The 359-nt window shown below is 67.7% G+C and carries 1 protein-coding gene; it reads right to left on the reverse strand.

The window, feature by feature from the left end; genetic code table 11:
* Positions 1-150 precede the first annotated feature (150 nt).
* Positions 151-359, reverse strand: a 209-nt coding sequence (locus PUR56_RS06890; RefSeq protein WP_329948257.1) for a hypothetical protein, incomplete at its 5' end; no start/stop codon positions are given.

Below are 359 nucleotides of genomic sequence, written 5' to 3' on the forward strand. Positions count from 1 at the left end.
GCCGACCGCCCCCCCCTCGCCCTCGGGCAGCTCCAGGGTCTGGAGGGCGAGGCTCGCCATGACGTTCTGCTTCGCTGGTGCGGTTGATCTCCAGCGCGTTCTGCAGTGATTCGGTGGGCGAGGGTGTTCCGATCACGGGGTCGGGGGGGTTTAACCACCGCAGGGGCGGGGGGTGTGGGGGGGGGGGGGGGGTAGCGGCCCGGGGGGGGGGGGGGGGGGGGGGCCCCCCCCGGGGGGGGGCCCCCCCCCCCCCCCCCCCCCCCCCACGCCCCAACACACCACAAACAAAAAAAAACAAAAAACAACAAAACAAAACCCAGCAAAAAAAAAAAAAAAAAAAAAACAGCCGCCCCACAGGA

The sequence above is a fragment of the Streptomyces sp. BE303 genome (genome assembly GCF_036290945.1).
In the GTDB taxonomy this organism is placed as follows: Bacteria; Actinomycetota; Actinomycetes; order Streptomycetales; family Streptomycetaceae; genus Kitasatospora.